This is a genomic window from Rufibacter immobilis, assembly GCF_003721565.1.
GTDB lineage: Bacteria > Bacteroidota > Bacteroidia > Cytophagales > Hymenobacteraceae > Nibribacter > Nibribacter immobilis.
The window spans coordinates 95113-117338 of sequence record NZ_RJJE01000007.1 but is presented as its reverse complement, the minus strand read 5'-3'; the positions used below and the strand labels follow the sequence as shown (position 1 = coordinate 117338).

The window sequence follows — 22226 nt, the reverse complement described above, 5'->3', positions numbered from 1 at the left end:
GCACTAAGGCTATGTCTCTAAATTGTTATAGGGAGCGCAGGCTAACTATGAAGAGGCCTTCTAACTATTGTGATATTATGCCCCACCTTTCTCAATCGGTTCTGAAGTAAAGGCTATCTACCCCACGTACGTATTTAGAACTCTTGGTCAGCAGGAATGGGAAATGGGTGGAAATATTCCGGGCTTCTATATCATCTTCTCGGCTATATTTCATTTCCATAATTACAGAATCTCTCTCCAGATACTTCTCAAGAGAGATAGGCTGTAGAAAACTTATCTTGTGAAAAGTTAGGTTACTATCAATCGTTATTCTGAACTTTTTATCTAAAGATAAATAATAGATTCTATCATACCGGTTCAGGAGCATGGGATGCAAAGAAGACAAAGCATCTAAAACGTGCTGAGGCAAATCTGAATTTTTAAGAACCTCCAGAAACGTTTCTCTAGTGAAGCTGCGGTCAAGAGTGAAAGGGGCTAATCTATATGAGTCTTTATACCCCATAAGCCCGTTCTTCACCTTAAACTCTAAAACAGGTTTCTTCTTATAGCCATAGAGTTCTCCATACCACCTAATACGCACCTTTATCCGGTTCTGATCTCCCTCCACATTATCGAAATAATCCCTCAGCCCAAGTGTATCAAAGTAAATATTATTAATTGTTCTTGGATGGAAAACCGGCACAAACCCTTTTGGGTTAAACAGGGTGGCCTGCTTTACCTCATTAAGGGAAACATTCTTAATGAGGTACTTCCGCTCAAATCGGTATACGTTACTGTCAACCTTCTTTGCCAAAGTAGCCTACTTAAAAGTCCCGACTTGTGTCCATGAAGGTTACATTCAGATTAGGATATGTACCTTTCAATGAATTACGCATCTTCTCTAATTGATCAAAATCACCAACCTCCACCACAAATGAAGCTTCTAGAGATGTATTAGTTTCATCTGTGCGCTTCAGTTTCACACCAGTAAGACTAGATCTCAAGATCTGCACTATTTGATTCAGATCTGGTACTTGATCATCATTATTTGAGATAGTGAGATATAGATTCTGATAATCAAGCGGCTTTTGAGAACGATTCTTAAACCATATGACAATAGCAAACCCTATAAAAGCAATTACAGTTAGAATAGTTAAACCCGCACCACAGCCTAAACCAATAGCAATTGTCAAGAAAATATAGGTCAATTCTTCTGGCTCCTTGATAGCAGATCTAAAACGTACAATAGAAAGTGCTCCTACTAAGCCTAGAGAGAGAGCCAAAGAACTTTTCACTACAGAGATGATAAACATTGTAGTAAGCGATAATATCACAAAGTTTCTGGCAAAGACTTTCCTATTAGAAAGGGAGTGACCAAACTTCTCATAAAGCTTGCCTAAAATATAAGCCAGCGAGGCACATACTAAAAAACTAAAGATGAAGTTTGGTAGATTTCTGTAGGAAAAGCCTGCCAAATTATCAATGACAAACCCACGTAGAAGTTGAGCAATATCCATTTAAGAAAATGTTATAGAACGAATGGTTACAAAGTTAAAGTAAAAGCTGCTCTTATTCAATTCTCAGCAATGAGTAAAATCAGCTTAATTTGTAGTACTTTTACAATATTAGCTAAGCTGTTCAGTTTCTGTATTAGTTCAAATCTCTAAAGCAGACAAAGTAACAAAGTTAGGATCAGATCATCCTGATTCAGGAAATAAATTGCTGACGGAGCTTCTCAAGCTCCTTTTTTAAATATTCGGGGCGTTTACGGGCAAACTCTCTTAAAGATTCTACTTCTTTCTCCCAAACCTTAACAGAAGCAGGCGTGCGCCACCGTTCCAAATGCTCCTTTATCTCAGGCATAATCCGTTGCTGTTTCGCATTGATTTCAGCAATAACTCTATTAACTTCAAATGTATGTGAGAGATGGTATTCTGCCCTTTCGAAGAATTTATTTCTAAAAGCAGGATTTTTAAGGAGGGCTGAAAACAATGGACCAAGTTGCTCACTTTTCAATACCCGACTCACCATATTATATGAATGCTTCCCCTTTAGAAAGCCATTGTCTATGTCCATCAGCATCCATCGCCAGCGGCCATCTTTATAATACACTTTCTCAGATGCGCCCATTGGCACTTTATACCGCCACATCTGCAAGTTACTGTTAGGCCAGTCTTGGTTGGCATAGTATAACTCAGCAAGGAGATAATCAATAAAATTATCAATATCTATCTGTTTGGTGACGTATTGATAAAAAGCAAGATTAGACAAATCATGACTTCTAATGTATGCTAGAAGGGCGTGGTAAGGTTTTTGGTCTCCCTCTACTCCTAAGATAACCCTACCCACGCGTTGGTCAACTGTAAGTTCAGTTCCTCCCAAGTTACTTTTAACCCCCACAATAGCAAGACTGTCCTGTGGAATGCGATATTTATGCTGGAAGTAATACTCATCATACCTATGCCTAATGTTATTAATGCCCCAGTATTCTCCATTGATGAACATGATGGTAGGACGGTACTCCTGAATATCCAGTTGCGTGTACCCTTTGACGAAGCTTTGCAGCAGAGCATCTCTAAACATAGTAGAATGTCGGTCTTGGCTGCTGCTCCTCAACACAAAGCTAGATAGGGTATCTGGCTTGGTTGGCGAGAACACTGGGTAAATCAATTCTTTAATCTGGCCATTGTTCTCTAAAATAACTTTAAGGGACTTGTGTTGCTGCTCTCTGGAAGCATTACCATGTATACCAACTTTGGCTTTTACATGAAAGCCTTTATTGCTCCCCTCTTCAAAGAAATCTAAGGTTACAGGACGGTACCATTGCTGCCCTCTCCTTTTATAATTTGCAGGAAACCCTCTGCGTGTATCATCTATTTTGATGGAGTTCCTAATATAAAAGTCTTTATCATCTGCTGTAGCACCGCCTACATAAATCCCTGCTTTATACCCAAAGAGACTATCTGCATCTGTAACCAAGGAAATCACGGGTAGAGAGTAACGTTCCCTTCCCTTTGGATGCACAAAGAAGGAAGCTCTCGCCTCCTCACTTATAACTGAGTCGTTGAGGGCGGTGATTGCCCTTACTATAGTACCTTTATAAACATTATAAAGAGGGTAATTAAAGACTGGCGCTGTTTTGATCTCTGATAATTTATTGGGCTCATCAATCTTTTCCTGAATTAAAACGGGCCCAGTATAAATTTCAGAGTCAAAAGTTGGTCTTGAACCATCTGTTGTATAGTAGATTTTCGCGCCACGGTGTGTGGTAGACAAAGACAGCCTGAGTCCATTCCCATAGAAACCCGAACTTTGGGAAAAGACCGGAACAGGAACCTTAGTGCTAGTTCTCACAATGGTAACCTTTTCAGGTTTGTACCCCATACCTACCAAAGCCAATACTACAGTTGTCACTAGTATTAAAAGGGCGGGTACTAACACAAAGAGTGTTGCACCATTCCTTCTCCTTTCCGCTATAGGCCTCATTTAAATCAATTTTGTACAAAAATATGTCAATTAACCAGCAAAGGTACATCTTTTAAAACGAATCCTTCTTCAAGGTCTGTCTTATGTTACCAAGTTGCTATACTCCTGGGGCAAAAGTTGGAGGAACAAATATAGGTTGTCTTGTATCACTATACCCAAATAATTATCCTTCCTATAGCTTCTTACCTCTCTCAAAGCAGAAACAGACGCTTCTTAAGAACGCAGAAACATGGAATGCTTAACACTTGCAGAACTTAGTAGACATAGTTTTATGTTTATTAGAATAGAAATTGACAATCACTGATATAGAGGGGCCATTAATTGCTTAATCATGCCGTTGAAATGCTGTTCTTAACATATTCTCATCATAGAACAGGTGAATCTCAGCGGCAATGAGCCTGCTTGCTTAGAATTGCAGCAATTTTAGGACTTACCTGTATGTTCAAATTGACTAACTTGCAAAATATTTCTGCTAACCAAGTTGGTCTTGCCGCTTGTTATAATAACTGAAGACAACAATGATGGACCTGAAGGACTTGCTCCTTACACCAATATATTTGATCATGATATACGCAATAGCGTATGCAAGCCGAAATAAATTCACTACTCCTAAAACCAAGAAGTATTTTATCCCCGCATTAACTGTAAAGATATTTGGAGCAATCGCATTAGGTCTTGTATATCAGTTTTACTATCATGGAGGTGATACTTTTAGATTTTTTATTGAGAGTGAGAAAATCTATAATCCACTTCTAGATTCACCCAAGATTGGAATAAAGTTACTTCTAGCTACTGGAGAATTTGATCCTGAGACGTACCAGTACGCCTCTACCATGCGGTGGTACACCGCCCAGAATAATCAATTGATAGTCAAAGCATGTGCATTCTTTAGCTTATTCTGTTTTAGAACGTACGCTGTCATAGCCATAATCTTCGCTTCTATCTGCTTCACTGGTGTATGGGCATTATACACAACACTTCTAAAAATCTTTCCCAAGTATTATAATCAATTAGCAGTAGGTGTCTTCTTTGTTCCTTCAGCGTTTTTCTGGGCTTCTGGAATCATGAAAGATACCGTTTGTTTAGCTATGCTTGGATGGGCTTTCTGGGCTTTTTATCAAGGGTTTGTAGAGAAGAAAAATATTCTTTTATCTATTCTAGTACTATCCCTTGCCCTATTTATCATCAAAGTAGTAAAGATCTATATATTACTCTGTTTTGTTCCTGCGGCTGGTCTATGGATTTTCATGGAGAACAGCAAGCGGATTAAAAGTAAGGCACTAAGACTTATAGCCACTCCCTTGCTAATTGCTATTGGTTTGGTTGGAGGTTACTTTGGCAGTACCTATTTAACCAGCGACGATGACAAATACTCTGTTGACAATATAGCTGAAACAGCAGCTGTAACATCAGATTACTTGGACAGAAGAACTGATAAAATAGCTGGAACAGGCAGAAGAACAGGATCTTCCTATAATGTAGGCAAATTAGATGGATCAACTGCAAGTATGATAGCAGCGGCACCCCAAGCTATATTTGTATCTTTATATAGACCATTTCTGTTTGAAGTTAGAAATCCGGTTATGTTACTCTCTGCACTGGAAAGCACATGGTTTCTTTGGATAACTCTAATGATGATCCGAAAAAAAGGGCTGACAAAAATTATTCAGTTAATAACTAAAACTCCTCTATTAACCTTTTGCTTAGTATTTTCATTGATGTTTGCTCTAGGAGTAGGGCTTACATCAGGAAATTTCGGGACATTAGTAAGATATAAAACTCCCATGCTGCCCTTTTTTGTATCAATGTTACTGCTCCTGAGAGCATACAGCAAAATACCTAAGTCTAAAAATTCTGGACGAGTTCTGGCCAGTAAATATCAGGTACGGGGGTAAAGGGTGGATAAAATTTACCATGTCTTGAATAAAGACCATACACATAAGTGAATGGCTTTTGAAATATTATCCTCTTATGTACGTCATTTGAAGCTATCCATTTGACATTATAGAATCCTTCCTGCTTTAGCCGCTTCATATCTACTGGTTGGTTGTCTGCAGTAAGGCCTATCAAAGTACTATTTGAGTCAACAAACATCCATCCCTTTGAGGTTTTAACTTCGCTTAAAGCATGAGACCTCACCCCAGGAACTAAAATTGCTTTTAGGGGAGAGTTATACTTTTCTAAAGAAAAGACGGAAATGTGCCTTGTCTCAAATCCATTAGAGCGTAGTGCTTTCTCAATTACCCGGCTTCTATCAAAGCACAGCCCATACCCCGCTTCATATAATTGCTGAGGCTCTCTTGGCTCACCATGAGATAATCCTTTATTGGTGGGCGCTGCTTGCAAAACAGACGCTTGAACATACTGTATAAAATTGACCTCATCCTGAAAAGAAGAGATTGTTTGGTAATCAATAGATTTATTATTTAAAATTTTACCTATGTATTCTTTATCTGCAACAGTAATATCATTATCTACTTGACTGTAAAGTATTAGACCCACCATTAGTACTAAAACCCCCACAATGACTAACGCAATACCTCTTGTTTTACTCTTATTCCTCATAACACAAAATAAAAAGCACCTATTACAACCAACACCTCAGATAATAGGATCATACTAGACAGAAACTCAGTACAGCTTAATCAAAAATCATATTTATGACCTTCAAGAGCATAGTACCAATATTATCTACAAGTCAACTTATCTACTAAGCTTTACAATAGTTAGTATAGTAAAATTCAACTCCCTTGCTCACGTCAAAATAATCAACAGCTGCTTCTCTAAGAATACTTCTATCAGGAGATCTATCAAACAGGAGGGTTCTAAAAGCAGACTGCAATTCATCTTGCACAAGAGAATCTACCAACACTCCTCCTTGAGGATACTTTTCCATTATTGTGTCTAAATCACCTACTCCCTTAAGAGAAATAGCAGGAATACCCCCAGCCCAATACTCCCCAAGTTTAGTGGGGCTTCTACCTATAACTGAATAAGTAATACTATAGATGATTAATCCAACATCAGAAGCATGTATGTATTTGTATACTTCATCATAATCGGCGGAAGTAATAATGATGGAGCTAGCATCTATCCCACTCTCTTCAATAAACTGAAGCACAGGCTCAGGCTCTGTCTTAGAGAGGATCAAAAAATAGCCGTTAGGCGATACTGTCTTGAAGGCCCTATACACTTCCAGAAAATCTTCCAGCTTATAGTTACCTCCAAGGGAGCCACTATATAGTAGCACTTGAGCATCCAAGGGAATCTTTAATTCTGCTCTGACAGCGTTTCTGGTTACCTCCTCAAAAGGTTTGAAGATTCCAAAATCGACACATGTTGGAATCACTCCAATGGCATCAGCCTCTTTCCACTTATTCTTTACTATTTCGTCTTTACCTGCATATGTTAAAGACACAGTAAAATCAGAGTTTTTAAAGAACTGCCGTTCTAGCTTCTTAAAATAAGAATAGACTGGTTTATAAACAGGCGAGTTCCAAAACCCACTTTCCAGCTTTTCATCTGGCCACCAGCCTCTCATGTCAAAGATGAAATGAGTTCCCCAACGCTTTTTCATTCGCTGCCCAAGTATAGCGGCTATATAGCCTCTACAGTGAACAATATCAAAGGTTCCTGTTTCCTGAAGCTCTTTTATCTTAGCCCAGCCTCTATTTATATCTTTAAGAGTAGATAAGACAGGTGGCTTTTTGGTGTACGACAGAGGATGCCAGATAATAGAAGAATCTTTAATTCTTGCAGCAATAGTCCCTTTCTTTTTCTCAAAAACCTCAGGTTTCTCAAAACTAATGAGATGGTAATCGACACCTTTTTTTGCTATTTTCTCTAAATAGGCTATTACTTGTGACTGACCTAAGGAATCGGTCATACCGTCATAAGACAGGTAGAGCGCTTTAATTCTTCTCATTATACCACTCATTAAAAGCCTTCAATCCATCTAGCAGACTAGTCTGCGGATTATAGCCTAACATTTTTTTAGCTTTATCAATGTCGGCGTAAGTTATGTCTACATCGCCTGGTTGCATGGGCTTGTACTGAATATTAGGGTCTTTCCCTATTACCTCATAAATGTTTTTAATCAGATCTTTTAGTGCAACCGGTGAGTTGTTCCCCAGATTGAACGTCTCAAACACGCCTTCATTTTTCATCACAAAACGTAGAGCTGCTACTATACCGGTTACGGTATCTTGTACAAAAGTATAGTCGCGGGCGGTACCCCCATCTCCGTAGAGAGTAACAGGTTGGCCATCATAAATGAGCCTAAAGAATTTGTGTATAGCTAAGTCAGGTCGTTGCCTAGGCCCAAATACAGTAAAGAACCGCAGATTTACTGTATCAATATTGTATAGGTGATGGTATGTATGGTTCAATAACTCACCAGACTTTTTTGAAAAAGCATAAGGAGAAATTGGGTTATCTACTGCATCGGTCTCTGAAAACGGGATTTTTTTGTTGTTCCCATAAACAGAGGAAGAGGAGGCGAACACATACTTTTTTATGTTACGCTCTCTCATAAACTCCAGCAGAGTCATAGTAGCACCTAAATTAGCATCTAAATAACCCTTAGGATCTTTGATAGACGGCAAAACCCCTGCTTTGGCAGCCAGATGCACAACCGCATCTACTTTCTCAGTGATTTGCTGAATCTCTTCAGGCGCGATAAGATCTGCTTCATAGAAAGAAAAACCTGGCATGCCTTTTAAGCTAGCCAGGTTTGCTTCCTTAATGCTCCTATCATAGAAAGAATCAAAATTATCAATGCCAATCACATGAAAACCTTCCTTGAGCAGCCTTTCACTTAAATGAGAACCAATAAAACCAGCAGCCCCGGTAACTAATATATTTCCAATCTCACTAATGAAATTAAAAGGTTGATACATATCCCAAATTATAAATATAAGAAAATATTATTTAAAGAGCTTTAACCATAGTTCAGAAATCATTTCCTTGCCATAATTCTCAATAAAGCTCGTATTATCACAGGTCAAAGAATTAGATTCTTTTGCGTTTAGTAAGCGAGATATACAATTCATCCAAATCATATATTCTTTATGATGATTATATTGATCATCAAGTTGAAAAGCAGGTAATAAGACACCGCAATTACTGAACAGAGGGTAATTCACACGGTCCTCATAAGATAAATTATCAAACAACAGTTCTCTAGGTCCACTTAAACAATCAGCGCTAACAACAAATGTTCCACAAATTATTGCTTCAGCTAGTGCATTAGGGAATCCTTCCCATAGTGATGTAAAAACAAATAAAGAGCTTTTAGCGATATATGAATATGGATTAGATACAAATCCTGTCAGATAAATATCATATGATGAATCTAATACATCATTATTACGCCAACTATACACTTTTAAATTATGTTTATATGAGAACGATAAAATGTATTCATACAATTCACCATCACCCAATATAACTAATTTAAGATTCGACTTATTTTTCTTTAGGTCTTTGTATATGTTTATTAAATGATGATGGCCTTTGGGAATTGATAGCCTGCCTGTGGTAATCATCACAAGATTTTCCCTAAAAATAGGCTCATAATCTCCCACATTAGCTGTAGAACTAGAAATAATATCATGATAATCATAAAAGTTAGGAATAACTTTTATCTTTTTCTGATTCACTCCCAAATTTAAATAGAGATCCTCCGCAATACCTTTACTAGCTGCTACAACATAATCAGCAAAGTTGTAAAGCATCCTTATTGCAACTTTCTCAAACCACCATTTCCAGTTTGACTTCTTGTAAAAAGAACTCTTATGCCCTCTTACACTTATTAAAACCTGATCTTTATATCTTGATAGTATATTGTTAAAATTAGGCCCCTCAAGAAAACTCAGTGAAGCATCAATCGCATATTTCTTTTTTATCGACTTAATTAATAATACTTTCCTCAGTGGATTTAGGCTCTTACCGTTAAGAAAGTCATCTAAAAATAATATTTGTCCAGAATATTCGTAATCTATCCTTTTATGTTTATCAATAATTAAAATATAAACAACAAAAAACTTAGACAAAAGAAAACTAAGTTTTGACATGGATCTTTCTGCCCCTCCATTCGAAAGACTTTGTGTTATAAGCAATATATTCATGCTATTTTTCTGTATAAGCCTCAAAGAGGTACACTGCAAAAAGAATATTTAACACTTTGGAGTATAGCCAATCTAAATACTTTTTATTAGGTATGTAATTTTCAATAAAAAATAAAACATTTTTATATCTACTAAAAAGCTTTAATAGTATTTTCTTGATTGGATTATAATTTGGAATAGCAACCATTTTATGTTTTACTAATTGTTGAACACCAAACTTTCTTCGGTTCAACCAACTATGTAAATTTAATTTATCACGCTCATTATGAAAAGCCGATATAAATGGAGCAATATAAAGTTTTATTCCAGATGCTTTAATCCTCAATGAGAAGTCACGGTCATTCCCGAAGACCATGTCAGTATCGTATCCTCCAGTCTTGATAAAATTTTCTCGGCTTATAGCCAACAAGCCACTACTTAGCCCGTTAACTCTCTCAAAAATTGAATCATTAATCCATCCATAATCTTTCATTCTATCTTTTAGAGAAGTAAATCCTTCACGAATAATATACCTCCCAAACTTCATCTTACTAGCGTCCTCTAATAAATCAGGAGGATAAATCCATGAGGGATTGAAGACTTTGTCTGGATGTATGATTAACAACTTAACAAGACCCAAAATACTCTCCTTACTTATTAAGAAATCATCATCCATGAAAATTATATACTCCCCCCTACTTGTTTCAACACCATAGTTTCGTGCTGCACCTACTCCTTTTTTAGGATTATTTACAATCTTAACATTTGATAGAAATTTCCCATTGACCTGCGGAACTCTCTCAGGACAATCATTCACAACAATTATCTCAGCATCAATACCATCAATCACTTGAACTAATGAAGACAATGTTAAGTTTAACATCTCATCACGATTGTATGTAGGAATTATAATGGAAATCATAAAAAATTTTAGTGTTCTTTTTCAGTTAAACCCAATATATAAATCATAATCATACTTTAAATTACAATATATTTTCAAACTCCAACACATTATATTCTATATATATGCAAAACAACCAATGTCTCGACCTAAAAGATTAAAGAATAAAACACAATTATATCACAATATCTAACATACGACCAATACTTTACAAAGTAAATTACCTCATCAAAGATCTATATAAAAACCTTAATAATCCCTTCATATAGAATTTTAAAGATCTGAACTTATACATTATATCTACAACTTTGAAAATCCTATAAAAAAGCAGATAAAACTTCTTAAGCTCAATTAATTTATATATATATTTACTAGCACCATCTAGATGATCAATAAGTTGATTTTGAACTCTTTTATGCCCAGGCAACATCTTTAACAAAATAAGACGAGTATCAATCAAATGCTGTTTCTCTTCCAGTTTTGAAAGTGAGCTAAAAATCCCCCCTGAATGTATCCTATATGCACTAGACACATAATCAAAATATTTAATATTCCCAAATTTCATTAACCATGCGCAAATAAAAGTATCCATTCCTTTTGCTTCATACACAAGTTCCGGCACCGAACTCCAATCGAAATTCCTAAAAGTTCTTGTGTGATGAGGAGCAAATACAGGCACATCATTCAATGTATATGTTCCTTTTTTGTTATTCACAACCTGATAGTCCTGTACAACCCTTTTATCCGAGTCAACCACACAACCGTTGGTAAAACACATGATATAGTCAGGATTATCTTCTAAAAAATCAACTTGCTTTTGTAGTTTCTGTGGATCGATCCAGAAATCATCGCACTCGCATGTAGCAATATATTTTCCTTTCGCCGCTGAATAAGCTATTTTAGTAACGAGCCCATTGCCTTTCGACTTTTGGTTTTCACTTTGACATATAGCTCTAATAATTCCAGGATATCTTCTTTCATATTCTAGAATTATTTTTTGACTATTGTCTGTTGATGCATCATCATGAACAATAACTTCATAATCAAAACTAGTTTCTTGCATCAAAAAGCCATCTAAAGCATCCTTTATATATGGCTCATGATTATAACACAAAGCAACTATACTAACGAATGGTTTCATATAATTAAAAGTGTACTCATTTATACCCTTAGAAATATTTCCTTACGCTATTATAGAACGTTAAAATAAAATAAGTATATGCGGGGAGGAAATTAATGGGATAAAATTTTAGTACATAATTCGTCAAATACTGATTTCAGCTTCTCCTTCATGAAATCAGCGTATAACTTCAAAGCTGGCTTCTGCTCATCTCTAGTGTTATACAACTTCATCAACATATCATACGTCATATTAAAATCACTAGAAAGAAACTCTGTTCTAAATTGGAGGCCAAATAAATCCTGTAATTTGGTTCCCTGCCATTTATTGATGATCGCGGAAGGAATGCCAAAGGCCAAGGCAGTAATAGCGGTATGTAGGCTTGAGCATAAAACTAACTCTGCATGAAGAATCACATCCGCAATTTCCATAGTAGTCAAAGTAGCAGGTAACATCTTCACTTTCCCCTCAGAATACTCTTCTATAAGGGCCAGATATTTTTCGTCTTCCCATGGATGAATCACGGGCAGTAAATAAACTTTTAAACCCGTTTGTGCTTCAAAAGCTAACAAAGCTTGCGCTATTAGCTTCGCTTCTTCATTATTGATATTATTTACCTGGTAAATAACATATTTCTGGGAAGAGATAAATTTTCCAAAATGTACCCCATACTCCCCACTAGACAGCAACAGATCAGGGAATAACCATCCTAAGTCTGGCGTGATTGTTATTTTAGAGTTATAGGTATCTATCTTGTTTTCCAGAATCTTTTTAGAAAGGATTCCTCTAACGGAGATGTAATCAAGAGTATTTATTACTGAATCTACTTTTTCTGCGTTAGAAGTATCTTCAAATGGTCTTACGCCCACAGATAACCACGCTTTGAAGCTAGATTTACAATTTAACGCCCAATCCCATACAACGTCTGAAGGTTTTGCAGACGCAACCTCCAGATTACTTTTCTTATAGATAGGGAACCAGGTGCGTTCATCATAGAAATGGACTACTTCCCCACCGGCCAATATCAAAGCATCATATTTTTCATTAACCTTTTCAGAGGTATACGCTTCATAGGAAAACCCTTCAACCAGAGCATCTGCGGGCGTAAAGAAGGTTATCTTTACATTAGGAATTCGCGCCTCAACCTCTCTTTTGAAAATATGCGAGAAAAGAATATCTCCATAGTTATTGATATCGGCGAAGGAAAACATTCCTATCTTGATCATCTTCATAAATTAATATCCACTTAATAAGCCATCAATTGCATCCACATCAAATACAGGAATTCCTAGCGCTTCTTTAACTTCTTTTCTTTCTAAATACCAGTTATCAATGAAGATTGATCTATGTTTTTTAATCGCTTCAGATTTTCTATCAGTAAGTTTTAAGACAACTATTTCATCAAATAATACCGGACTAATCCTATATTTTCTCAAAGTTACAGTTAAATCCTCTGCGTGCTTAGTAATTAGTATGATTCTTTTGTTTTTTGATATACATTGATAAATAAACTTTATTAAAGACAAATTTACCTTGTTGTTAACAATTAATGTGTCATCAAAGTCTATATAAACGTTATCATAATCAATACCTAACCTATATCTGTTTGTGGTGCTTCTAAACAATTCTACCGTAAATTCATTAGAATTTATTTCCACATTCATTCCCATTGCATCAAAGATGCTTAGGAGAGGAAAATTTACGCCCTTCTGCCTGAAGAAGCCCATAGAGCTGGCTACTCTAGTAGAAACCTCAAGTAGTTTCAGATGGCCATTCTTATCTTCTTTCAGTTGAAAAAACCACAGCCCCCTTAGTGAAAGCTTAGTATTAATGGCATCTGCGATGTTTTTTATGTCTTCTGTGACGGCAAACTCCTTATTATGAAAAGAGATCCCCATGGACACATGCGCCCGCTCCCTGGCTCCACAAAAAAGCAACTTCCCATTTCTGTCTGTGAAGCAATCAATGGTATACTCTTTGCCTGGCAGATACTCAACAAAAACTAAATCACGTGAAGAGACCTTAGCCTGTAGTTGATTATACTCTTCAAGGTTAGAAATTTTGGAAGCTCCTTTGGCTCCCTCACCTACATCTGGTTTCGCAAAGATTGGAAACTCATTCGGGATGACATTATTGAATACTATGGGAACAAAAGGCTGTGAAGAAAACACTTCATAAGTTTTTGACTTATACCTACAGATCTCATTCGTCACATAATCTGACGTAATAACTCCCGCCTTGATGACCGCTTGATATTTTGCTAAGTACAACGCAACTGTATCATGCGTTGGAAAAATAAAGTCAATCTTTTCCTGAAGAATGAGATCATTAACTTCTTCTACAAAATTTGTATCTACAACATTAGGAAGAATAAACACCTGCTCCTCATAAATCAAGTCACTGTGGTCATACTTGCTGGTAGCGGCAACAACTTGAACATGTACGCTGTGTCTTATGGCAGCATAAACTTCAAGAGCATTCTCAGCTCCACATGGATATATCAAGACTTTGATCTTCTTCATTATTAGATAAGTTTACACCTACTTTATTTGTATGTAGAATACATATTTTTCTGTTTGCTTAAATAAGTTCGTATTTATCTAGCATTATTTTGATCTCGGCTGGAGAGTTAAACATCAAGACATCAATCATTGACAACCAAGGCACAAACTCTGAGGTATATTGCTTATATCTTACATCTAATGACTGTATAAACTGCAGCTTCACTCCCTCTTTTTCAAATATCTCTTTATTGTATAAATCCATTCCTCCTTTAGGATTTATGTAGACCTTTGAATTTTCCTGCAGACAGATATCCAAAATTCTGGCTTGTCCTTTTAATTCTTGATTGTTATATATTGCCGATGACCTGATTATTTGAGTGGTTAATCCAAGATATTCAACTACGGCTACTAATGATGCATAACATAGATCAGCTATATTCTGATGCTCAGAATATAGCACATTCTTCAAGATGGAAATTGTTGCATTATAAAAAGGAGCTTTCTTATAACTCTGCTCAATTGTCTTAAAAAATGTATTACTCCATTTCTCAAGGTCCGTAACGGTAACTTCCTTAATCAGTTTATTTTGGCTCGCACCTGTCAAAGGTATTGTAAATAAAGATGGCTTGTTATTTATCAAGATATTATTCCTGTTAATCCAACCTCTCTTTATAAAGTTCACATCATCATATATTACAAATTTATCAACAGCATGTAGCAATTGATAATATCCAATATATGGAAAGAAATAGGGCTGCATGATAGCAAGCTTCATATGTCCAGTCGCTTATATATTATAGAACTTCTTTACACCCTTTCTTTAAACTTAAAGGCTGAAAGCTTTATCCTTCCATGCAGGAAAGATCTTAGATATTTAAATTCAGTATCATTAAATAGAAAGGAGAGCCCTACATATATGCCTGAACCTACCATTATCCACACAATTAAACTCCACCAAGTAAAGACAGACAGAACCTCACTTCCCCACATTAAAGCCAATCCCATTGCTACAGAAATAATTAATGAAATCAGGATATCTTTGAATTGTTTCAATATCCCATAATCAATTAATTTATCAGTAAAATATGTATTAATAAAGAGAAACAAACAAGATTGTACAATTTGACCATAAATTAACCCCAGTATTCCCCATCTGTAACTAATGACTAACACGATAACAATTAAAATTTTCTTCACGACTTCCAAATAAAGGAATAAGTTTGACTTCCCTTTAACCGTAAGGAGGTTTAAATTTATAGAATGTATAGGATGGAGCAGACCCACGAATACCAATAGCTTCAACATTGGCACTACCTCTAACCACTTCTCCGTAAGTAATACTAAAACAATATTTTTGCTCAAACCCATTATTCCCATAAGCAGCGGAAAATATATAAATGACACAAGCTTTACCATACGGCTATATCCTGCCCTTAAATCGCTATTTTCATCCTGTAGCTCAGCAAAAATGGGATAAGTTACTTTAGAAGTAACATAGATGATTAGATTTTGGGGAATATCTTTAAAAGCAACTGCTCTGCTATACAAACCTAAAGACGCAGCTGAGAAGTACTTCCCAATAATCAAAGGATATATGTTCTTAAAAGCAACATCAAGTAAATTTGCTATTAGAAGTTTAGAACCAAACCCAAACAACTCCTTAAATACTTGTAAAGAAAATATAAGTGAAGGTTTCCATCTACTCAAAGACCAAAGCAGAATAGAAGATATTAAAGCACCAATCAAGGAGCGCACTACTAATGCCCAATAACTCCATCCAACATATGCCAAGTAAAGCCCTATTACTCCAGAAATAACAGAACTAGTAATAGTACGAATAGCCAAAGGCTTGAAGTCAAGCCTTTTTAAAAGACGATTAGTTTGTATAATACTTAGTGATTGTATGATAAGTAATAGTCCCATTACTCTCATTATATCTACCAAAAGAGGTTGATCATAGAAATTGGCAACAACAGGTGCGCATAAATAGATCAACAAATAGACTATAATAGAAAGTCCCAGATTCCACCAGAATACAGTAGAATAGTCTTCATCAGACGGCTCCTTTTTTCTAATCAAAGCTTTGCCTAATCCTGCATCTACAAATGGAGACAAGAAAGCAGTAAAGACAGCTACCATTGCTATTAACCCAAATTCCTTAGGAGAAAGGATTCGTGCAATAAATATAGAAATAACAAAATCACTTATTAAAGTACCAAATCTTTCTATAGATGACCATACAAAACCTTTATAGGCCTTTTCTTTCAAATTTTTAGACATAATCTTTCTCTCTTGCTCTAGTTTCTACCATTGAACCACAGCAACTATCTAAGCCAAATCTAACTTCTTTCAATAATTTTGCGTTCTAAGAATTGCTCTTGATATCATGTCAACCTCTTCAAAAGACAGATCATGGTATAGAGGTAGGCACAGTACCCGTGAAGAAACATCATTAGAGTTTTTTGCTTCTTGCTTTGGAGTAATGTAACTCAATGTTTCTAATGATGGATAAAAATACCGCCTTGGGTGAACATATATTTTGTGCAACGCCTCTATTACTTTTAGAAGGATTGCTTCATTTTTGAACAAAATTGGATAATATGCATAATTAAATCCATTAGGGGCATGGCTGAATATTTCTCCAATTCGCAAAGGCTCAAGCATCTTTGTATATCTGGCAGATAAAACAGCTCTCTTCTCAAGTATCTCATCTATATACTTAAGATTACAAAGACCCATAGCAGCATGGAACTCACTATTTTTACCATTTATACCTACGCATTTTATACTCTCTCCCCCCTCTAGCCCAAAGTTGCGCATGCGTGCTATTTCATTTGCGATGGAAGCATCATGGGTAATAATTGCTCCTCCCTCTATGGTATGAAACAACTTTGTTGCATGAAAACTAAGTGTACTTATATCGCCAAAAGAAAAAATAGACTTATTATTTCGCTGAGTCCCAAAGGCATGGGCTCCATCATAGATAACCTTTAAGTTATGCTTTTTAGCTATTGCCTCTATCTGTTCCACTTCACATGCATTCCCAAATACGTGAGTAGCTACAATAGCGGTTGTTTCTGGAGTGATAGCTTGTTCAATTAACTTTGGATCTATATTATATGTCTTTGGATTTATATCAACAAAAATCGGTCTACAGTTCTCCCATACAATACTACTTGTAGTAGCTACAAACGAAAAAGGGGTAGTAATAACATCCCCTTTAAGACCTAATGCTTTGATTGCAATTTGAATAGCTATTGTTCCATTATTTACATAGAACAAATGAGGCACATCCAAATACTCCTTCAGCTTTAGCTCTAATTCATTCACTAATGGGCCATTATTTGTCAACCATTCTCTACGCCAAATTTCCTTTAAATAATGGTTGTATTCCTCTTTGGGAGGCAAAAATGGTTTAGTCACATTGATCATAAAAAATCTATTCTCCGTTATTCTTCTGTTCTTGCTATTTTTCTGATCCTTACAGTTACTTTATTTATAAAGTTGCTACTCCACAAATTGATTAACTTTATTATTGTTTTATTTTAATTATTGATATATCTAGAATTCCTCACAGCACTCTATTTCGAATCCTTATTAAAAAAAGATCTATGAACAGGCTCTGCCGTTTCTACGTTCTCTTTGAAATATTCCAAAGTACGCCTTAATCCCTCCGTTCTTGTAACTTTAGGTTCCCACCCAAGTATCTCTTTGGCTTTTGTGATATCTGGCTGTCGTCTCTGTGGATCATCTTTGGGAAGAGGTTGATAGCCCAACTTTAATTCCACTCCTGTTAATTGACAGATCTCTTCGGCAAACTCTTTGATGGTTATCTCTGCTGGATTCCCTATATTCACAGGAAGGGCATATTCACTTAATAACAAACGGTAAATACCTTCTACTAAATCATCTACATAGCAGAAAGACCTAGTTTGTGAACCATCACCAAAAATAGAAAGTTCTTCACCTCGTAGCGCTTGCCCCATGAAAGCTGGCAATACCCTCCCATCATTCAGGCGCATCCTAGGTCCATAGGTATTGAAGATGCGCACAATTCTAGTCTCTAAGCCATGATGCATATGATACGCCATCGTCATTGCCTCTTGAAAACGTTTGGCTTCATCATAGCACCCACGTGGGCCTACGGGATTGACATTGCCCCAATACTCTTCTGATTGTGGATGCACTTCAGGATCACCATAAACTTCAGAAGTGGAAGCAATTAAGATACGAGCTCCTTTATCTTTGGCTAATCCCAAAAGATTATGAGTTCCCAAAGAACCCACTTTCAAGGTTTGAATTGGAATCTTAAGGTAATCAATAGGCGAAGCAGGCGAAGCGAAATGGAGGATATAATCCAACCGCCCTGGTACATGCACAAACTTAGACACATCATGGTTATAGAACTCAAATTGCTCCAGTCTAAATAAATGCTCTATATTTTTCAGGTCACCTGTAATGAGATTATCCATAGCAATGACATGGTAACCCTCTTTGATAAACCTGTCACATAGGTGCGACCCCAGGAAGCCGGCGCCACCGGTAATGAGTACTCTTTTTCTTGCCTCAGCCATGTTAGTTCGTCATTTCAGTTACTGGTTGCACTTCTTGTACGCCAATACCATAGTATGCAAAACCTAAATTTTGCATTTCTTTTGCTTCATAGATATTGCGGCCATCAATAATGACTTTATTCTTCAACAGCTTTCCAATTACCTGGAAATTAGGCGAACGGAATTCAGGCCATTCTGTCACTACCAATAAAGCATCTGCATCAATGAGGGCATCATATTCATCTTTAGCATATGTTACTTTCTCATTGTCACCAAGCATGTGCTGGGCTTCTTTCATGGCGACAGGGTCATAGGCTACCACACTAGCGCCTTCTGCAAGAAGTTTCTCAATGATAACCAAAGATGGCGCTTCGCGCATATCATCAGTCTTAGGCTTGAAGGAGAGCCCCCACAAAGCAAAAGTCTTTCCTGCAAGGTCCCCGCCGAAGTGTTTTATTACTTTATTGAAAAGCACCTCTTTCTGGTTTTCATTCACAGACTCTACCGCCTGCAAAATCTGCATTTGGTAACCATTCTCTGCCGCAGTTTTGATTAAGGCTTTCACGTCTTTAGGAAAGCAGGAACCACCGTAGCCAATCCCTGGGTAGATGAACTTATTACCAATACGAGTATCACTGCCAATACCCCGGCGCACCATGTTCACGTCTGCCCCCATGATCTCACAAAGGTTCGCGATGTCATTCATGAAACTAATCTTAGTTGCCAGCATGGAGTTGGCAGCATATTTCGTCATTTCAGCAGAAGGTACATCCATGAAGATGATTGGATGGCCGTTCAACAAGAACGGTTTATACAGCTTCCGCATCACTTCTTCTGCCTGCTCAGACTCCACCCCAATGACAATACGGTCTGGCTTGAGGAAATCTTCAATAGCGGCCCCTTCTTTCAGGAACTCAGGATTGGAAGCTACATCAAACTGAAGGTCAGACTGACGCTTTTCTAACTCTTCCGTTACGGCTTGTTTCACTTTTTTAGCCGTACCTACCGGCACGGTGCTTTTGGTGACTACCACTAGGTAATCATTCATGTGCTGCCCAATTTCCCGGGCCACACCTAATACATATTTCAAATCTGCGCTGCCGTCTTCTCCCGGAGGAGTACCTACCGCAATAAAGGCAGCATCGCACCCCTGAATGGCAGTAGCCAGATCTGTGGAGAAATGAAGGCGATCTTTGGCCACATTGCGCAACACCATCTCTTCAAGCCCAGGCTCGTAGATAGGCAGAACACCTTGTTTTAGGTCTTCTATTTTTTTGACGTTCACGTCTATACAAGTCACCTCAATACCTACTTCTGCAAAGCAAGTACCTGTCACCAGCCCTACATATCCTGTTCCTACTACAGCTATTTTCATGGGTAAAAATCGTTATATAAGAATGATTATAGTTACGAATAATCTATCACTTCTATGCCATCCACTTCTTCCACCAGTGCTGGAACACTACCAGCGCCCAAATGCGGGCATGAATATCACCTGGATTACTGGAAAAAAGCTGTGCCTTTAAGCGCTGAATCTCCTTCAAATTAAAAACCCCCTGTTCCTCAATAAATGCATCAGACAACAAATCATCCATGATCATGGGGCGCAGTTCATTCTGGAACCATTTGAGCAGTGGCACCTCAAAACCATGTTTGGGACGTTTGTACAATTCTGGAGGCAGCATGCCCCTAAAAGCATCCTGTACAATCTTCTTCTTCATACCTCCGTCAATCTTAGAAGATTGCGGCAAGGAGAAGGCAAAGTTCACTACTTTATAGTCAAGAAAAGGCGTACGTACTTCCAAACTATTGGCCATAGACATGAGGTCTACCTTGGTGAGCATGTCATTGGGCAGCACTAACTGCATGTCAGTGTACAGCACCTCATTGATGTCACCTTTCTGTGACAAATGGCTCAGTATTTTTTGGCGGCGCTTCTTGTAGACATCTTTGGAAAGAATACGTTTGGCCTTACCGCTGAGCAAAGATTTGGCATCATTCTCCGTGGCAAAGGAAGCCCAACGCCAATACCGGTCTTTCGCAGAAAGATTCATTCCTTCCGCAAACCGCTGGAACTGCCGTATGCGGTTACCAAAAGACGAATTACGCGACTTTGGCATCATCTCCCATAGTGGCAACAGAGCAGTTACAGTTTCGGCCAAAAAGCCGCCCTGGCGCACCTTGTACTCTGCCATATGTTTATTATACCCGGCAAACAGCTCGTCTGCCCCGTCTCCAGACAAGGCTACTGTTACCTTCTGCCGCGTGTAGTGGCTTAAGATATTAACTGCCAGGGCAGATGAATCGGCAAAAGGCTCATCTATATAATCAATAGCTCTGAACAAATGCTCATACAAGTCATTGTTGGTGAGCGAAAAGACGGTATGGTTGGTCTTGTATTTCTCTGCTACAAGTTTGGCATACTTGGTCTCATCAAAGAAAGGTTCATCTTTGTAGCCAATGGAAAAGGTGTTCAATTGCTGCGTATGTCGCGAAGCCAGAGCTACAATCACAGAAGAATCTATCCCACCGCTCAGGAAAGCCCCTAAAGGCACATCTGCAATCATACGGCGCTGCACAGCTCCATCCATCAGGTCCACCAGCTTTTTCTGCTGCGCTTCATATGAGAGGTCATTCTTTTTGGCTTTCTTCTCGTCGTAAGGAATTTTATACCAGCGCTTGATCTCTACTTTACCTTTTTTGCCCACCATGAAGTAGTGGCCAGGCATCAGTTTCTTCACGCCTTTGAAAATAGAGGCTGGGGCAGGAATATAGTTCAGCTGCAGATACTCGTACAGAGAAACATAATCCAGTTTACGCGGAATCCCAAAAGCCAGCAATGATTTCATCTCTGATGCGAAGACTAACTTATCTTCATCCTGGAACATCAGCAGGGGCTTCACTCCCATACGGTCACGGGCTACAAACAAGGTTTCTTCTTCCTTGTCATAGATGGCGAAGGCAAAGAAACCATTCAGTTTCTTTAAAAAAGAAGGCCCCTCTTCCATGTAATACTTGAGCAACACCTCTGTGTCTGACTGGGAAAAGAAGGTGTACCCCTTATCCAGGAGCTGCTTTTTGAGCTCTTGGTAATTAAAGATTTCGCCGTTAAAGACAATGGTATACCTGGCTGTCTCATCCACCATTGGCTGACACGCCACATCACTCACATCAATGATAGACAGCCTTCGGTGTCCCAATCCTACAGAACCATGGGTAAAATGCCCCCCAGAATCCGGACCACGCAACTGTAGCGCATCTGTAGAGTCTGGCAAACGTTGAATGACGTCACGTCCTTCTTGAGTAAAAGCGTAGATTCCTGATATTCCGCACATATTGCCGCAAAGATACGACATATCCTCGATTTGGTTTTAGCATATTGTTAAATCCCAATTATAAAATTAGGTTTGACCACTCACTTGGCTCTGCAACAAAACATTATCACCAAACTACCTTAACTAAATTGCCAAATACGCAAAAACGAAAAGCCATTACGCCCTGTTATTGCCATATTTAAAACTGATCCCTACTTTCATGCATCAGAGTATTCACAAAGAAATACCAATTCATTTGAAA

Annotated in this window: 18 protein-coding genes; 1 reads left to right on the top strand and 17 read right to left on the bottom strand. The window is 37.7% G+C overall.

Annotation, left to right across the window (positions count from 1 at the left end):
• Positions 1 to 91: 91 nt before the first annotated feature.
• From EFA69_RS07125 to EFA69_RS07115, 3 genes are all read right to left on the bottom strand, one after another.
• Entirely contained in the window at positions 92 to 793 is a 702-nt protein-coding gene (locus EFA69_RS07125; RefSeq protein WP_123132413.1) for a polyphosphate polymerase domain-containing protein, read from the bottom strand.
• Between the two features lie 10 nt (positions 794 to 803).
• A complete protein-coding gene (locus EFA69_RS07120; protein ID WP_123132412.1) occupies positions 804 to 1496 on the bottom strand; it encodes a DUF4956 domain-containing protein in 693 nt (230 codons plus the stop codon).
• Positions 1497 to 1686: 190 nt separating this feature from the next.
• A complete protein-coding gene (locus EFA69_RS07115; RefSeq protein ID WP_183906719.1) occupies positions 1687 to 3393 on the bottom strand; it encodes a CotH kinase family protein in 1707 nt (568 codons plus the stop codon).
• A 590-nt stretch (positions 3394 to 3983) separates the two neighbouring features.
• Between EFA69_RS07115 and EFA69_RS07110 the strand changes: the two genes are divergently transcribed.
• A complete protein-coding gene (locus tag EFA69_RS07110) occupies positions 3984 to 5360 on the top strand; it encodes a hypothetical protein (protein ID WP_123132410.1) in 1377 nt (458 codons plus the stop codon).
• Here EFA69_RS07110 and EFA69_RS07105 read toward each other — a convergent pair.
• The 14 genes from EFA69_RS07105 to asnB form a co-directional block, all read right to left on the bottom strand.
• Positions 5311 to 6030: a transglutaminase domain-containing protein gene (locus tag EFA69_RS07105; RefSeq protein WP_123132409.1), complete on the bottom strand. Its 720-nt coding sequence runs from the start codon at positions 6028 to 6030 to the stop codon at positions 5311 to 5313. The two genes, EFA69_RS07110 and EFA69_RS07105, sit on opposite strands and share 50 nt — an antisense overlap.
• Positions 6031 to 6175: 145 nt before the next feature.
• Positions 6176 to 7351 (bottom strand): glycosyltransferase, encoded by a 1176-nt coding sequence (locus EFA69_RS07100; RefSeq protein ID WP_183906718.1) that lies wholly within the window; start codon positions 7349 to 7351, stop codon positions 6176 to 6178.
• A gap of 25 nt (positions 7352 to 7376) precedes the next feature.
• Complete coding sequence (locus EFA69_RS07095) at positions 7377 to 8363, bottom strand: GDP-mannose 4,6-dehydratase (RefSeq protein WP_123132407.1); 987 nt, start codon at positions 8361 to 8363, stop codon at positions 7377 to 7379.
• 27 nt (positions 8364 to 8390) lie between these two features.
• Positions 8391 to 9593, bottom strand: a complete 1203-nt coding sequence (locus tag EFA69_RS07090; protein ID WP_123132406.1) for a glycosyltransferase — start codon at positions 9591 to 9593, stop codon at positions 8391 to 8393.
• A gap of 1 nt (position 9594) precedes the next feature.
• Positions 9595 to 10494 (bottom strand): glycosyltransferase family 2 protein, encoded by a 900-nt coding sequence (locus EFA69_RS07085; RefSeq protein ID WP_123132405.1) that lies wholly within the window; start codon positions 10492 to 10494, stop codon positions 9595 to 9597.
• 199 nt (positions 10495 to 10693) lie between these two features.
• Positions 10694 to 11614, bottom strand: coding sequence for a glycosyltransferase family 2 protein (locus EFA69_RS07080; protein ID WP_123132404.1), 921 nt, complete (start codon positions 11612 to 11614; stop codon positions 10694 to 10696).
• A gap of 92 nt (positions 11615 to 11706) precedes the next feature.
• On the bottom strand, positions 11707 to 12825 hold the full coding sequence (locus EFA69_RS07075; protein WP_123132403.1) for a polysaccharide pyruvyl transferase family protein: 1119 nt from the start codon (positions 12823 to 12825) through the stop codon (positions 11707 to 11709).
• A gap of 3 nt (positions 12826 to 12828) precedes the next feature.
• Positions 12829 to 14115, bottom strand: a complete 1287-nt coding sequence (locus tag EFA69_RS07070) for an ATP-grasp domain-containing protein (RefSeq protein WP_123132402.1) — start codon at positions 14113 to 14115, stop codon at positions 12829 to 12831.
• 58 nt (positions 14116 to 14173) lie between these two features.
• On the bottom strand, positions 14174 to 14872 hold the full coding sequence (locus tag EFA69_RS07065; RefSeq protein WP_123132401.1) for a WbqC family protein: 699 nt from the start codon (positions 14870 to 14872) through the stop codon (positions 14174 to 14176).
• A gap of 32 nt (positions 14873 to 14904) precedes the next feature.
• Positions 14905 to 16377 carry a lipopolysaccharide biosynthesis protein gene (locus EFA69_RS07060; RefSeq protein WP_123132400.1) on the bottom strand — a complete coding sequence of 491 codons (1473 nt, stop codon included), beginning with the start codon at positions 16375 to 16377 and terminating at the stop codon, positions 14905 to 14907.
• 69 nt (positions 16378 to 16446) lie between these two features.
• Entirely contained in the window at positions 16447 to 17529 is a 1083-nt protein-coding gene (locus EFA69_RS07055) for a DegT/DnrJ/EryC1/StrS family aminotransferase (protein WP_123132399.1), read from the bottom strand.
• Positions 17530 to 17678: 149 nt separating this feature from the next.
• Entirely contained in the window at positions 17679 to 18671 is a 993-nt protein-coding gene (locus tag EFA69_RS07050; protein WP_123132398.1) for a UDP-glucuronic acid decarboxylase family protein, read from the bottom strand.
• 1 nt (position 18672) lies between these two features.
• Positions 18673 to 20025, bottom strand: coding sequence for a UDP-glucose dehydrogenase family protein (locus EFA69_RS07045; protein ID WP_123132397.1), 1353 nt, complete (start codon positions 20023 to 20025; stop codon positions 18673 to 18675).
• Between the two features lie 52 nt (positions 20026 to 20077).
• On the bottom strand, positions 20078 to 21985 hold the full coding sequence (gene asnB, locus EFA69_RS07040; protein ID WP_123132396.1) for an asparagine synthase (glutamine-hydrolyzing): 1908 nt from the start codon (positions 21983 to 21985) through the stop codon (positions 20078 to 20080).
• Positions 21986 to 22226: the final 241 nt, after the last annotated feature.

Bases quoted from the DNA above. Each gene is read 5' to 3' on its own strand.
- EFA69_RS07120 (WP_123132412.1), bottom strand. From the start codon at position 1,496: ATGGATATTGCTCAACTTCTACGTGGGTTTGTCATTGATAATTTGGCA.
- EFA69_RS07110 (WP_123132410.1), top strand. From the start codon at position 3,984: ATGATGGACCTGAAGGACTTGCTCCTTACACCAATATATTTGATCATG.
- EFA69_RS07105 (WP_123132409.1), bottom strand. From the start codon at position 6,030: ATGAGGAATAAGAGTAAAACAAGAGGTATTGCGTTAGTCATTGTGGGG.
- EFA69_RS07100 (WP_183906718.1), bottom strand. From the start codon at position 7,351: ATGACCGATTCCTTAGGTCAGTCACAAGTAATAGCCTATTTAGAGAAA.
- EFA69_RS07095 (WP_123132407.1), bottom strand. From the start codon at position 8,363: ATGTATCAACCTTTTAATTTCATTAGTGAGATTGGAAATATATTAGTT.
- EFA69_RS07090 (WP_123132406.1), bottom strand. From the start codon at position 9,593: ATGAATATATTGCTTATAACACAAAGTCTTTCGAATGGAGGGGCAGAA.
- EFA69_RS07085 (WP_123132405.1), bottom strand. From the start codon at position 10,494: ATGATTTCCATTATAATTCCTACATACAATCGTGATGAGATGTTAAAC.
- EFA69_RS07080 (WP_123132404.1), bottom strand. From the start codon at position 11,614: ATGAAACCATTCGTTAGTATAGTTGCTTTGTGTTATAATCATGAGCCA.
- EFA69_RS07075 (WP_123132403.1), bottom strand. From the start codon at position 12,825: ATGAAGATGATCAAGATAGGAATGTTTTCCTTCGCCGATATCAATAAC.
- EFA69_RS07070 (WP_123132402.1), bottom strand. From the start codon at position 14,115: ATGAAGAAGATCAAAGTCTTGATATATCCATGTGGAGCTGAGAATGCT.
- EFA69_RS07065 (WP_123132401.1), bottom strand. From the start codon at position 14,872: ATGAAGCTTGCTATCATGCAGCCCTATTTCTTTCCATATATTGGATAT.
- EFA69_RS07060 (WP_123132400.1), bottom strand. From the start codon at position 16,377: ATGTCTAAAAATTTGAAAGAAAAGGCCTATAAAGGTTTTGTATGGTCA.
- EFA69_RS07055 (WP_123132399.1), bottom strand. From the start codon at position 17,529: ATGATCAATGTGACTAAACCATTTTTGCCTCCCAAAGAGGAATACAAC.
- EFA69_RS07050 (WP_123132398.1), bottom strand. From the start codon at position 18,671: ATGGCTGAGGCAAGAAAAAGAGTACTCATTACCGGTGGCGCCGGCTTC.
- EFA69_RS07045 (WP_123132397.1), bottom strand. From the start codon at position 20,025: ATGAAAATAGCTGTAGTAGGAACAGGATATGTAGGGCTGGTGACAGGT.
- asnB (WP_123132396.1), bottom strand. From the start codon at position 21,985: ATGTGCGGAATATCAGGAATCTACGCTTTTACTCAAGAAGGACGTGAC.